This window comes from Zoogloea ramigera (assembly GCF_006539865.1).
In the GTDB taxonomy this organism is placed as follows: domain Bacteria; phylum Pseudomonadota; class Gammaproteobacteria; order Burkholderiales; family Rhodocyclaceae; genus Zoogloea; species Zoogloea ramigera.
Genome location: NZ_BJNV01000006.1, coordinates 56,854 through 70,595, shown reverse-complemented (window position 1 = coordinate 70,595; position 13,742 = coordinate 56,854). Strand labels below are relative to the sequence as shown.

The following is a 13,742-nucleotide window of genomic DNA, read 5'->3' as shown; positions in this document are numbered from 1 at the left end:
CGGACTGCCGCGTCACGACCTCACCTCCCCACGATACAGGCAAGGACAGGGACAGAGGAAACCGAAGGATAAACAATGGAACGTTCCGGATCGGGTGGCAAACGACGCACGACACTTATCGACCGCCACCGCCACATCTTTAACCCCCTCCTGCCCGGCCCAGGTGCCCGCCGGCGCGTGGCGGGCTAAACTTCGGCCCTTGCCCGAGCCGGCGGATGCGCGCCGGCCGGCCCGGCCGCCCACCGCCGACCACGCGCCCCTGCCATGCCCCTCGCCACCCAACGCCTGCTGCGCCGTCTGCTGCCCTTTCTTGCCTGGCGCCGCCAGCTCGACGCCGCCACCCTGCGCACCGACCTGCTGGCCGGCGTGACGGTGGCGCTGGTGGCGATCCCCCAGGCCCTCGCCTACGCCCAGCTGGCCGGGCTGCCGGCCTACGTGGGCCTGTACGCCTCGCTGCTGCCGAGCATCGTGGCGGCCCTGTTCGGCTCGTCGCCCCAGCTCAACACCGGGCCGGTGGCCCTCACCAGCCTGCTCACCGCCGCCGCGCTGGCGCCCCTGGCCCTGCCCGGCTCCGACACCTGGCTGGTGCTGGCGGTGCAGCTGGCGCTGCTCTCCGGCCTGCTCCAGCTGGCGTTTGGCGTACTGCGGCTGGCCCACTTTGCCGATCTGCTGTCGCACCCGGTGCTCCACGGCTTCATCAACGCCTGCTCGGTGCTGATCTGCCTGGCCCAGCTGCCGGCCCTGCTGGGCATCAACGGCGCCGGCCAGCTGCCCTTTGCCGAAGGCCTGGCCCACCTCGCCGGCAGCCTGCCGGGCACCCATCTGCCGTCCCTCGCCCTCGGCACGGCGGCCATCGTGCTGCTGATGCTCCTCAACCGCCTTGCGCCCCGCTGGCCGGGCATGCTGCTGGTCATCGCCGGGCTCGGCACGGCGGCCTGGTTCGGCGGCTTCGAGGCATCCGGCGGCAAGGTGGTCGGTGCGCTGCCGGAGCAGGTCATCGCCCTCGCGCTGCCGGCCACCGACTGGCGCCAGATCACCGACCTGCTGCCGGCCGCCTTCGTGCTGGCGCTGGTGAGCTTTCTCGAGGCGATGTCGAGCTGCAAGATCGCCGCGGCCCGCACCGGCAAGCGCTGGGACGGCAACCAGGAGCTCATCGGCCAGGGCCTCGCCAAGCTCACCGCCGCGGTGTGCCAGGCCTACCCGGTGAGCGGCTCCTTCGGGCGCTCGGCCTTCCTGCTGGGTGCCGGCGCGCGCACTGGCCTGGCCTCGGTGATCGGCGCGCTGATGGTGCTCGCCGCGCTGCTGGCGATCCCCGGGCTGATCGCCCACATCCCGCGCCCGCTGCTGGCCGCGGTGATCCTGGTCACCGTGGCGAAGCTGCTCAGCATCGCGCCGCTGCGCGAGGCCTGGCGCAGCAGCCGGGACGACGGCCTGGCCGGCACCGTGAGCTTCGTCGCCACCCTGGCCTTCGCGCCGCACATCGAGATCGGCATCCTGTCGGGCCTGCTGCTGTCCCTCGCGCTGCTCATCTACCGCAGCATGAGGCCCCGGGTCGCGGTGCTGGGCCGCCACCCGGACGGCACCTGGCGCGACGCCCGCCGCTTCGGCCTGCCGGCGGCCCACCCGGGCCTCGCCATCCTGCGCTTCGACGGCCCGCTGCATTTTGTGAACGCCGCCACCTTCGAGGACGCGGTGCTGGCCGTCGAGCGCGACCACCCTCAGCTCAAGGTGCTGCTGATCTCGTCGGCGGGCATCAACGATATCGACGCCAGCGGCATCGACACCCTGCGCCGGCTGCGCCGCCAGCTGGCAGCGGGCGGGCGGCGGCTGGCCTGCTGCGGGCTCAAGAAGCAGGTCATCGACGTGCTCGAGCGCACCGGCCTGTGGGCCGAGCTCGGCCCCCACGCCGCCTACCGCCACGAGGACGACGCCCTGCCCCACCTGCTGCCCCTGCTAGGCGCCGCGCCGCCACCGCCTCCGGTCCGCCGCGGGCTGGAGTGGTAGGCGCGTCTTTGTTGACCTGGATCGTTGTTCCGGCGGTTTTCGAGGCAGATACTTCTGTTTCAGGCTTTCAGCTTTCAGAATAACTACTGCAAGGGAGCAAGCATGACACCGACCTCGGTCCGCGACATCCGTAACCTAACCCTCCTCGGCCAGTCCGGCAGCGGCAAGACCACGCTCCTCGAGCGCCTGCTGCTTGCCGCCGGCGCCATCGACGCCGCCGGCTCGGTCGAGAAGGGCGACACCGTCAGCGATTACGACCCCCAGGAAAAAACCTCCGGCCACTCCCTCAACCCCAGCCTCGCCCACCTCGAATGGGCCGGCCATTGGGTAAACGTGCTCGACACCCCGGGCATGCCCGACTTCCTCGGCCGCGCGCTGGCCACGCTGCCGGCGGTCGAAACCGCGGTGGTGGTGGTCAATGCCGCCGCCGGCGTCGAGACCGTCACCCGCAAGGCAATGGACGCCGCCGCCGAGAAATGCCGGATGATCGTCGTCAACCGCATCGACGCGCCGGGCGTCGACTTCGCCGCGCTGCTGGAGCGCCTTCGCGCCGCCTTCGGCAAGGAATGCCTGCCGATCAACCTGCCCACCGCCGGCGGCGAGCGGGTCATCGACTGCTTCTTCACGCCCGACTACGACGCCGTGCCGGCCTTCTCCAGCGTGCGCGAAGCCCACGACCAGATCGTCGACCAGGTGGTCGAGGTGGACGAAGACCTGATGGCCCTCTACCTCGAGCAGGGCGAATCGCTGCAGCCCGAGCAGCTCCACGACCCCTTCGAGCAATCCCTGCGCGAAGGCCACCTGATCCCGGTGTGCTTCACCTCGGCCCGCACGGGCGCCGGCATCACCGAGCTGCTCGACATCATGGGCCGCCTGCTGCCCGACCCCACCGAAGGCAACCCGCCCCAGTTCCTGAAGGGCGAGGGCCCGGCCGCCCAGGCGGTCAGCGCCACCACCGACGCCGACCAGCACGTCATCGCCCACGTCTTCCAGGTCAGCAACGACCCCTTCCGCGGCAAGCTGGGCCTGTTCCGCATCCACCAGGGTACCGTCACGCCCAACACCCAGCTCTTCATCGGCGACGCCCGCAAGCCCTTCAAGGTCGGCCACCTGCTGCGCGTGCAGGGTAAAAATCAGACCGAGATCGACGTCGGCATCCCCGGCGACATCTGCGCGGTAGCGCGCATCGACGAAATCCACCGCGACGCGGTGCTCCATGATTCCCACGACGAAGACCACTTCCACGTGGCCCGGCCGCGCTACCCGCAGGCCGTGTTCGGCCTCGCGCTCTTGCCCGAAAAGCACGGCGACGAGCAGCGCCTCTCGGAGGCCCTCCACCGCCTCCTCGACGAAGACCCCTGCCTCAGCGTCGAGCGCGACATGCAGGCCAAGGAAACCGTCATCCGCGGCCTCGGCGAGGTGCACCTCAAGTCGGTGCTGGAAATCCTAAAGAGCCGCTGGAACCTCAGCCTCGGCACCCGCCCGCCGGCCATCCCCTACCGCGAGACCATCGCCGGCACCGCTGAGTCCCGCTATCGCCATAAAAAGCAGAGCGGCGGCGCCGGTCAGTTTGGTGAAGTGGCGCTGCGGGTCGAGGCCCTCGAGCGCGGCGCCGGCGTGCAGTTTGCCGACGAGGTGAAGGGTGGCACGATCCCCGGCAACTACATGCCGGCGGTCGAGAAGGGCGTCATGCAGGCGCTCGAAGAGGGCGTGCTGGCGGGCTTCCCGCTGCAGGATGTGCGGGTGGTGGTCTTCGACGGCAAGCACCACGCGGTCGACTCCAACGAGATCTCCTTCGTCACCGCTGCCCGCCACGCGGTGCAGGAGGCCGCCCAGGCCGCCAAGCCGATCGTGCTGGAGCCGCTGATCACCCTCTCGGTGCGGGTCGCCGACGAGCACTTCGGCGGCATCAGCGCCGAACTCTCCGGCCGCCGCGGCCGCGTCACCGGCACCGACAGCCCGCAACCCGGCTGGACCGAGATCACCAGCCAGGTGCCGATGGCCGAGATGGACGGCTTCGAGTCCCGCCTCAAGTCCATCAGCGGCGGCGACGGCAGCTGCAGCATCGCCTTCAGCCACTACGAACCCGCGCCCTTCGAGGTCCAGCAACGCCTGGCCAAGGAACACGTGGGCAAGCGCGGCGGCGAACAGTGATTGGATAGTGGGAAATGGGGAGTAGGAAGTGGGGGTTTGATCCCGCGGACACTCCCCACTACCGGCCGGGCATTAAGACGGGAGACGGGCTGGGCAGCCCCCCTGCCCTTTCCTCACCGGGCCAGAACCCGGGTGCAGAAAAAGCAAGGCCCGTCGATCCCCGCCCCCCCACTTCCCACTTCCCACTTCCCATTACCCATTACCCATTACCCATTACCCACTCCCTAATTCAAATACATCGACAGTTCCCGCCGGGCGTTCATCACCGCCTTCGGGTCGGGGCATAGCGGGAACCACTCCACCAGCTTGTCCCGCGCCTGCTTGCGGGCGTCGGCCTTGTCGCGCAGCACGATCTCCAGCAGCTGGGCGAAGGCGGCGCTCCAGGCTTGGCGTTGGGCGTGCAGCGTGGCCAGTGCAAAGCGGGCCTCGAAGTCCTTCGGGTCGGCGGTGATGCGGGCGTCCAGCGCGGCTTCGTCCACGTCGCCCGGGCCGCGGGCGAGATCCAGCCGGGCCTTCAATTTCAGCCAAGCCTCATCCCGTTCCCGGGGCTCGATGGAATCCAGGCCGGCCGCGGCGTAGTCGGCGAGGCCCGCGTCGAGGAGCGCGGCGACGAGGTCGAGCACGATCTCCGGCCGACCGCCGGAGAGATCCGCCGCCTGGTTGAGCAGCTCGGCCCGGGCCAGCGGGTCGGCCAGGGTGGCCGCCTGCCGGCGCAATTTTTCGGCCTCGTCGGGCAGGCGGGCGTCCAGGAAGGCCCGCAACTGGCCCTCCGGCAGCGCGCCGGTGAACTCATCCACCACCTCGCCATCGACGAACAGCTTGACCGCCGGGATGCTGCGCACCGCGTAGCGGGCCGACACCGACGGCGCCTCGTCCGAGTTGAGCTTGGCCAGCTCGAAGCGCCCGCCATACTCGCCGGCGAGCTTCTCGAGCAGGGGCTTGAGGCTGCGGCACGGCCCGCACCAGGGGGCCCAGAAATCCACCAGCACCGGCACCTCACGGGAGCGGGCCAGCACGGCGGTGTCGAAATCGGCTTCGGTGATGTCGTAAGCGTGGGGCATCGGAGGCTCGCAGCGGGTGATGAAGTCGCGATTATCCCGGCAAGCGAGCCGATCGGACAACGCCGCCGCGGCGCGTTCCTGACACCTCTTCAAGGCCTCGAGGCGGGCGGGTTCAAGTCGGACTTGAAGCGGTTCAAGTCCAGGCAGCAATACTTCAAGTCTAGGCTCTGAGAGTTCAAGTCTGACTTGAAACAGTTCAAGTGCTGGCTTCGATGGTTCAAGTCAAACTTGAAATCGTTCAAGTCCGGGCGCCGAAAGTTCAAGTCGAAGCTGCAATGGTTCAAGTCAGCGCTTTGAAAGTTCAAGTCGGAGCCCTGGGGGTTCAAGTCGGACTTGAACCCTCGCCCCCGGGGGCGATCTGCTAAATTCAGGCCCCGCGCCCTCCTCCCCACAAGCAATGTCCCCACCTGCCGCCTACCCCGAAGTACCCGATTTCCTGCTTGCCCAGTGGCAGGAGCTGATGAGCCTCGTGAGCGTCGACTGCGGGGTGCCCGCCGCGCTCATCATGCGGGTGCACCCGAGCCAGATCGAGGTGCTGGTCTCCGACGGCAGCGACTCGCCCTACCACCCCGGCGAGCGGGAAAACCTGTGCACCGGCCTCTACTGCGAACACGTGATCGCCACCCGCGACCGGCTGCACGTCGCCAATGCGCTCACCGACCCGAACTGGGACCACAACCCGGACCTCCGCCTGGGCATGATCTCCTACCTGGGCTACCCACTGCTGTGGCCGGACGGCGTGCCCTTCGGCACCCTGTGCATCCTCGACCGAGCCGAAAACCACTACTCGGAAGCCATCGACAAGCAGCTCGGGCTGGCCCGCCGGATCATCGAGAGCAACCTCTCGCTGATCCACGAAACCGCCCGGCACCGCCAGACCATCGCCGCCCTCCGCCAGAGCAAGCAGCACCTGCGCGACGCCGTGCTGCGCGCCAACGCCGCCGACCGGGCCAAAACCGATTTCCTGGCCCGCGCCAGCCACGACCTGCGGGCGCCGCTCACCTCCATCATCGGCTACGCCCAACTGCTGCAGGGCTGCGGCGGTACGGCCGGGCAGCATGGACAGATCATCCGGCACAGCGCCGACCACATGCTCACCCTCATCAACGACCTCGTCGAATATGCCAGCGGCTCGCTGCGGGACGAGATCGACGCCCGCCCCCAACGCCTCCCCGAGTTCATCGAGCGTCTCGCCCATGAGGCCACCATGCTGGCCAGGCGCAACCACAACCGCTTCGTGCTGCAGCGGCGCGACGGGCTGCCCGGCGTGGTCTGGATGGATGCCCGGCGCGTGCAGCAGATCGTCGGCAACCTCATCGAGAACGCCGCCAAGGTCACCCGCCAGGGCAGCATCGAGCTGACCGTCGGCCACAGCACCGATGGCGCCCCGGCCGGCGGCGTGATGCTGCAGATCGAGGTGCGCGACACCGGCTGCGGGATCTCCGCCGACGACCTGCCGCGGGTGTTCGAGCCCTTCTTCCGCTGTGGCGACAGCCGCCGCATCGAAGGCACCGGGCTCGGCCTGCCCATCGTCGACCTGTGGATCAAGCGGCTGGGCGGCAGCCTGCAGCTCGACAGCGCCCTGGGCGTCGGCACCCGGATCCGGCTCGCCATTCCGCTCAAGCTCGGCAGCGAGGGCGACATCGAGGCCCGCCAGCCGCACGAAGAAGCGCTGCCGGCGCCCTTCGGCGGCGGGCGGCGCCTGTGGGTGGTGGAAGACGCGGCGGAGACCCGTGGCCAGCTGGTCGACATCCTTGAAAACGCCGGCTTCGTGGTGGCCTGCGCCGAAGACGGCCAGGCCTTCATCGAGCGTATCGGCGCGGCCGATGCCGCCGCCCCCTGCCTCGTGCTGACCGACCTGATGATGCCCGGCGCCGACGGCCACGCGGTGTGCGCCGCGGTCAGGGCGCGCTGGCCCGGCGTGCCGGTGGTGCTGCTGAGCGCCCAGGCGCCGGACGCCGGGGGTACCGACAGCGCCTTCGACGCCCGCCTGCACAAACCCGTGACCCCGGCCAGACTCCGGGCGGCCCTGGCCGGCCTGCTGGCGCCCGCCCCCGCCGAGCCGCCAGCCGCGCCGGCCCCCCGCCCGGACGCCGCAACCCTGGCCCGGATGCGCGCCCTCATCGAGCTGGGCGCCCTCACCGACCTCGTCGAGTGGGCCGAAGCGCTGGCGGCCCAAACCCCCGAGCATGACGCCTTCGCCCGAAAGGTACTCGCCCTCGCCGACCGCTGGGACGTGGAAGCCCTGCAGGCCCTGTGCAACTGAGGCCGCCGGCGGTACCTGCACAAAAATTGAGCAAACCTAAAAAACCCTTGCAGATCAGCCGGCTCGCAACACCCCTCACAGCTTATCCACAGGCTTGACCACGCCGGGCGGGGATAAACCCCGCACCGACTTTGTCGACAGCTGGGGCACGGAAGCCCCACGGCCCCTGTGCCGAGGCCGCACACGCACAAACCTCCGCCACTGCAGCCACTGGCGGCATCTGCACAAAAATTGAGCAAACCCAAAAAATCCTTGCAGATCAGCCCACTCGCAACACCCCTCACAGCTTATCCACAAGCTTGATCACCCCGGACGGGGATAAGCCACAGCCCCGCAGCGGGGGGCCGTCAGACGCCGACTTGCCGCTCCCCGGAGAGCGCCAGCCAGCCCCGCAGCACCCGGTAGCCGACCCACAGCCCGAGCACCGGGATCATCACCCAGGCCGCGATCGGGATGCCGATGATGGTGAGCATCACCAGGAAGGACAGCACCAGCCACAGCAGCGTGAACCAGAACGTGCGGATCTGCCAGCGGAAGTGGCTCTCCAGCCACGTGCCGGCCACCTCGCCGCGCTTCAGGTAATTGAGCACTACCGCCGCCAGCGAGGGCAGACCGAACACGAAGCCGCCCGCCACCGTGGCCGCCGCCGAGGCGACGCCGACCAGCACCGCGACGGCGTGCAGGCCATAGATCACGTGAGTCCAGCGGACCAGGGAAGGGTCCACCGGCTGCACCCGGGGAAGTTCTTGAAGATCGCTCATGGGGGTTCCCGGCTCAAGATTGCGTCCCCCAGTATCGCCCCGGGCCGGGCAATTCACCAGCGCTGCGGAGCACCCGGGGAAATCACACCGCCGGGGTGTTCCGCGGCCCACCTGCTGCGCTCAAGGCCCGCAGGGCCGCCCCGAGCCTCCGTGCCCCCCACGGGCGGCGGGCTGGGCGAGGCCTGGGGACGCTCAGGGCGGGCCGTAGAGGGGGTAGAGATTGCTCTCCTCGTTGCGCATCCGCTCCACCAGCACCTTGCCGATACCGTCGAGCTCCCGGGCGAAGTCGTCCTTCCATTCCGGATGGCCGGCCAGGTCCCGGTAGCGGTCGAGGAAAACCATCACCGCCTTGCCGATGCGGTCCATCTCGTGGCGGAAGCCGTGCATCAGCTCATGGCTGGTGGCATCCGCCGCCAGCGTGTGCTCGAGATAGACGTAGAGCTTCACGTTCTCCTTGAGCAGGTGGCCCTGCAGGGCGTGGCGGAAGGTCTCCAGCTGCTCGCCGGCTTCCTGCATCCTGCCTGCGTCGCTGGCCCGGCGCAGCCCGGAGTAGATGCGCAGGAGGTCGCGGTGATCCTGTTCGAGCTGGGCGATCAGCTCGAAGTGGTGGGCGATGCGGGTGCCCGGCGCCATCGCCGGCCGCTCCGGGGCGGCAGCTGGCGCCGGCTTGGGCAGCTGGGCCGGCTTTTGGCGCTGCGCCGGCCTGGCGGGCTGGGCCGACTTCGAGGGCGGAGCCGACTTTTTGGGGGGCGACGCGGCCTCGGGCTCGCGTCGCCCGAACAGGCGATCTAGGAATGACATGGCGCTCCCTCCCGGGTGATTGGGAGGAGCAGATGCCGACCTCCAGGGACGACATCGTATGCACCTTGGTTGGCCATTAAATTGACGCCCATCAACGCAGCGGGCGCCCCCGGATCGGGGCGTGCAGCCGGGCCGACGGGCTTAGCGCGGGCGGCTGTCCCAGATCTTCTGCAGGCGCTTCACCGACACCGGCATCGGCGTCTTGAGTTCCTGGGCGAACAAGCCGACGCGCAGCTCCTCGAGCAGCCAGCGGAACTCCTCGAGCTGCGGATCGGTGACGCCGGCCTTGGCCTTGGCGAGCCACTCGCGCTCGAAGGGCTGGGCGAGGCGCTTCCAGTCGGCCATCAGCTCGCCGTCGCGGGCGGGGTTGGTGCGCAGCTTGTCGATGCGCACGGTGGCCGCCTTGAGGTAGCGCGGGATCTGGGCGATGCGCTCGTAGGGCAGCGCCACCAGGAAGTTCTTCGGCATCAGCCGGGCCACCTGGGCGTTGATGTCGGCGACCACCTCGGGGAAGGTCTTGAGGCCGGCGACACGCTTGACGAGGGTGGCGTGCTCGGCGATCAGCTGGCCAGTGAGGCGCATCAGCTCCTGGGCCACCAGGGTGATCCGCGGCTTGGCCTCCTGGCAGCGCTTGGCAAAACTGTCGGCGTCAACGGGCAGCGGTTCGAGCAGGCAGCAGCGCTCCAGCGTCGCAGTGACCAGCTGGGCCTTCAGCTCGGCCTCGTTGCCGTAGCTGATGAACTGCAGCGCCAGTTCGCGGATGCCCGGCAGCTTCTCGATGGCCTTCACCTGGGCCGAGAGCTCCAGCGCGAAGAGACGCGCCAGGCCGCCGCGATGGACTTTGGCCGCCTCTTCAGGCGTGTCGAAGGGGCGCAGCGAGACGCTGCTGCCGTCGTCATGCAGGGCCGGGAAGCCGACGATCTCGCGGCCGGCAACCTTCACCTCGAGCAGCTCCGGCAGCGGGCCGAAGCTCCAGCCGGTGAAGCCGGCGAGCCGGGGCTCGGCGGCGTTGGACGTGCCGGGCGCCTTGGGCTGCTCCGCCTTCTTCGCCTCGGGGGTGCCCTTCTTCGGCGCCGGGGCGTCGGCCGGCACGATGCGGGCCGACTGGAAGCGCGCCGCCACCTGGTCGCGGTACTTGGTGCGCAGCTCGGCCAGGTTGCGCGACTGGCCGACGATACGGCCGTGCTCGTCCTGCACCCGGAAGTTCATGAAACAGTGCGGGTTGAGGTTCTCGGCGCGGAAGCTCTCCATCGGCAGCTTGAGCGACACCCGCTCCTCGACGAAGCGCTGGAGCATCTTGATTAGCGGCTCGTCCTGGTCGAACTCGCCGGCATCAAAACGAGCCATGAAGTCGGCGGCGCTGTCGACCATCGGCTGCAGGCGGTGACGGTGCTTCTGCGGCACGGTGCGCAAGAGCGCATGGACCTTTTCTTCGAGCAGGCCCGGCACCAGCCACTCGCAGCGGTTGGCGGGGATCTGGTTGAGCATCGCCAGCGGCACGGTGAGCGTCACCCCGTCGTCGGCCTCGCCGGGAGCGTGCAGATAAGTGAGCCTGAGCTTCTGGCCGAGCACTTCCAGGTTTGCCGGGAAGCGGTCGGTGGTGATGCCCTCGGCGTCGTGGCGCATCAGCTGGTCGCGACTGAGCTGCAGCAGCTTGGGCGACTGCTTCTCGGCGCCCTTGCGCCAGGCATCGAAGCTGGCGATGTCGAGCACGTCGGGCGGCAGCTTGGCGTCGTAGAAGGCGTGGATCAGCTCTTCGTCCACCAGCACGTCGGGGCGGCGCGACTTGTGTTCGAGCCGCTCGATCTCGGCCACCAGGCGCCGGTTGTGGGCCAGGAAGGCCATGCCGCGGGCCGGGCCCTCGGCGATCTCGCCCTGCACCAGGCCCTCGCGGATGAACAGCTCACGGCACAAGGCCGGGTCGACCTCGCGGTAGCTCACCCCGCGGCGGGGATACACGGTGAGGCCGTACAGCGTGCCGCGCTCCCAGGCGCGCACCGCGCCGCTGGCCTTCGACCAGTGGGGCTCGGAGACCTGCCGCTTGAGCAGGTGGCCGCCCACCTCCTCCAGCCACTCGGGCTCGATGCGGGCGAGGCAGCGGCCGAACAGGCGCGAGGTGTCCACCAGCTCGGCCACCATGATCCACTTGCCGGCTTTTTTGGCGAGGGCGGAGCCCGGGTGAGGCCAGAACTTGATGCCGCGGGCACCCAGGTAGCTGCCCGCCGCCGGCCCCGTGGCGTCCTCGATCTTGCAGCCCACGTGGCCGAGCAGGCCGGCCAGCAGCGCCTTGTGGATGGCCTCGAAGCTGGCCGGCTTGTCGCTCTCCTTCCAGCCGTGCTCGGCGCACAGGGTGTGGAGCTGGGTGAACACGTCGCGCCACTCGCGCAGGCGCAGCCACGACATGAAGTTGGCCTTGCACCAGGCCTTCTGCTTGCTGGATGTTTCGTGGCGCTGGACTTCCTCCCAGGCTTTCCAGAGGTTCCAGAACCACAAAAACTCGGATTTCTGCTCGTGCTCGGGGCCGCGAAAGCGCGCGTGGGCCTGGTCGGCGGCGGCCTGGCGCTCGGGCGGGCGCTCGCGCGGGTCCTGCGTGGACAGCGCGGCGGCGATCACCATCACCTCGGCCAGGCTGCCCCGGTCGCGGGCGGCGAGGATCATGCGGCCGATCTTGGGGTCGAGGGGCAGTTTGGCCAGCTCGCGGCCGATGGGGGTGAGGTTCATCACCGCCCCGCCCTCGGCCTCTTCGACGGCGCCAAGCTCGGCCAGCAGCTGGTAGCCGTCGGCCACCATGCGCGGCAAGGGCGCGTCGATGAAGGGGAAGTCGGCCACCTCGCCGAGCTTGAGCGACTTCATGCGCAGGATGACGCCGGCCAGCGACGAGCGCAGGATCTCCGGGTCGGTGTGGGCCGGGCGCTTGTTGAAGTCGTCCTCGTCGTAGAGGCGGAAGCAGATGCCGTCGGCCACCCGGCCGCAGCGGCCGGCGCGCTGGCGGGCCGCCGACTGGGCGATCTTTTCGATCTGCAGCTGCTCGACCTTGTTGCGGTGGCTGTAGCGCTTTACCCGGGCGAGGCCGGTATCCACCACATAGCGGATGCCCGGCACGGTGAGCGAGGTTTCAGCCACGTTGGTGGCCAGCACCACCCGGCGACCCTTGGAGGGCGCAAACACCCGCGCCTGGTCCTGGGCCGACTGGCGAGCGAAGAGCGGCAGCACCTCGGTGCCGGCGGCGTGGTGGGCCTTGCGCAGGGCCTCGGCGGCCTCGCGGATCTCACGCTCGCCGGGCAAGAACACCAGCACATCGCCGGGGCCGCTGCGCTGGGCTTCGTCGACGGCGTCGACCAGGGCGTCGTAGAGGTCGCGGTCGGGCCCGCGGCTGTCGGGGCGCGGCGTGGGCTCGCCGGGGCGGGCCGGCTTGGGCTCGTCGCGCTCGACGGGGCGGTAGCGCATCTCGATGGGGAACAGCCGGCCGGAGACTTCGATCACCGGCGCGGGCTTGTCGGCGCTGCCGAAGTGGCGCGCGAAGCGCTCGGCGTCGAGGGTGGCCGAGGTGACGATCAGCTTGAGATCGGGCCGCTTGGCGAGCAGCTGGCGCAGGTAGCCGAGCAGGAAGTCGATGTTGAGACTGCGCTCGTGGGCCTCGTCGATGATCAGGGTGTCGTAGGCCGACAGCAGCGGGTCGCCCTGGGTTTCGGCGAGCAGGATGCCGTCGGTCATCAGCTTGATGTAGCTCTGCGGGCCGATGCGGTCGGTGAAGCGGATCTTGTAGCCGACGGTGGCGCCGAGCTCGCTCTTCAGCTCGTGGGCGATGCGGCTGGCGGTGGCGCGGGCGGCGATCCGGCGGGGCTGGGTGTGGCCGATCAGGCCGGCCACGCCGCGGCCAAGCTCGAGGCAGATCTTGGGCAGCTGGGTGGTCTTGCCCGAGCCGGTCTCACCGCAGACGATCACCACCTGGTGGTCGCGGATCGCCGCGGCGATCTCGCCCTTGCGCTGGTTAACGGGCAGCTCGGGCGGGAAGTCGGGCTTGGGCAGGGCTTCGCGGCGGGCGATCAGCTTCGCGGCCGAGTCGGCAATCGCCAGACGCAGGGTTTCCGGCAGCTCGTCGAGGCTGCGCGGCCGCTTCGGCAGCCGGCGCAGGTCACGGCGCAGGCGCGGGCGGTCGGCCGACAGGCAGTGTTCGAGCAGCGAATAGGGGTCTTGCGGGTCTCGCGGGGTTTGACGGTGTTGCGGGGAAGCCATTCGGAGATGCCGTAGTGATTCAGTTGCGAAGGACGTGCACGGACCACATGCCGAGGGCCGTCATCGTGAGGGAGCCCAGCACGTGCAGGGCCGCGGCCCCGGCCGCCCAGGCGTAGCGGGCGGTGTCGATGAGTTGCACGACCTCGGCCGAGAAGGACGAGAAGGTCGTCAGCCCACCGAGAAAGCCCGTGACGATGAACAGCCGCAGCTCGGGCGGCAGCCCGGGGCGGAAGGCGAAGAAGGCCACCGCCACCCCGATCAGATAGCCGCCCACGAGGTTGGCCGCCAGGGTGCCGAGGGGCAGGTGCGCCAGCAGGGGGTTGAGACGCAGGCCCAGCCACCAGCGCAGCCAGGCGCCCAGGGCCGCGCCGACGCCAATGGCGACGAGGGCGAGTACAGGAAAGTGGTGGGCGTGATCCGACATGGCGCGGATTTTACCCCGCCCGCCGGCCCCTCGAC

General features: G+C 69.7%; 8 protein-coding genes. 3 read left to right on the top strand and 5 right to left on the bottom strand.

Features of this window, described 5'->3' with window-relative positions; genetic code table 11:
- Positions 1 to 264: 264 nt before the first annotated feature.
- Positions 265 to 2,004, top strand: a complete 1,740-nt coding sequence (locus ZRA01_RS02205; RefSeq protein WP_141349120.1) for a SulP family inorganic anion transporter — start codon at positions 265 to 267, stop codon at positions 2,002 to 2,004.
- Between the two features lie 102 nt (positions 2,005 to 2,106).
- Positions 2,107 to 4,158: an elongation factor G gene (fusA, locus tag ZRA01_RS02200; RefSeq protein ID WP_141349119.1), complete on the top strand. Its 2,052-nt coding sequence runs from the start codon at positions 2,107 to 2,109 to the stop codon at positions 4,156 to 4,158.
- A gap of 224 nt (positions 4,159 to 4,382) precedes the next feature.
- Here fusA and ZRA01_RS02195 read toward each other — a convergent pair whose 3' ends face one another.
- Positions 4,383 to 5,219, bottom strand: coding sequence for a tetratricopeptide repeat protein (locus ZRA01_RS02195; RefSeq protein ID WP_141349118.1), 837 nt, complete (start codon positions 5,217 to 5,219; stop codon positions 4,383 to 4,385).
- 397 nt (positions 5,220 to 5,616) lie between these two features.
- Between ZRA01_RS02195 and ZRA01_RS02190 the strand changes: the two genes are divergently transcribed.
- Positions 5,617 to 7,485: a hybrid sensor histidine kinase/response regulator gene (locus tag ZRA01_RS02190; protein WP_141349117.1), complete on the top strand. Its 1,869-nt coding sequence runs from the start codon at positions 5,617 to 5,619 to the stop codon at positions 7,483 to 7,485.
- Between the two features lie 347 nt (positions 7,486 to 7,832).
- On the opposite strand, the gene ZRA01_RS02185 is transcribed toward ZRA01_RS02190, so the two are convergent.
- From ZRA01_RS02185 to crcB, 4 genes are all read right to left on the bottom strand, one after another.
- A complete protein-coding gene (locus ZRA01_RS02185; protein ID WP_141349116.1) occupies positions 7,833 to 8,246 on the bottom strand; it encodes a DUF4870 family protein in 414 nt (137 codons plus the stop codon).
- A 192-nt stretch (positions 8,247 to 8,438) separates the two neighbouring features.
- Positions 8,439 to 9,047 (bottom strand): hemerythrin domain-containing protein, encoded by a 609-nt coding sequence (locus ZRA01_RS02180; protein WP_141349115.1) that lies wholly within the window; start codon positions 9,045 to 9,047, stop codon positions 8,439 to 8,441.
- A 141-nt stretch (positions 9,048 to 9,188) separates the two neighbouring features.
- Positions 9,189 to 13,283 carry an ATP-dependent RNA helicase HrpA gene (gene hrpA, locus ZRA01_RS02175; protein ID WP_141349114.1) on the bottom strand — a complete coding sequence of 1,365 codons (4,095 nt, stop codon included), beginning with the start codon at positions 13,281 to 13,283 and terminating at the stop codon, positions 9,189 to 9,191.
- Positions 13,284 to 13,302: 19 nt separating this feature from the next.
- Positions 13,303 to 13,707: a fluoride efflux transporter CrcB gene (gene crcB, locus ZRA01_RS02170; RefSeq protein WP_141349113.1), complete on the bottom strand. Its 405-nt coding sequence runs from the start codon at positions 13,705 to 13,707 to the stop codon at positions 13,303 to 13,305.
- Positions 13,708 to 13,742: the final 35 nt, after the last annotated feature.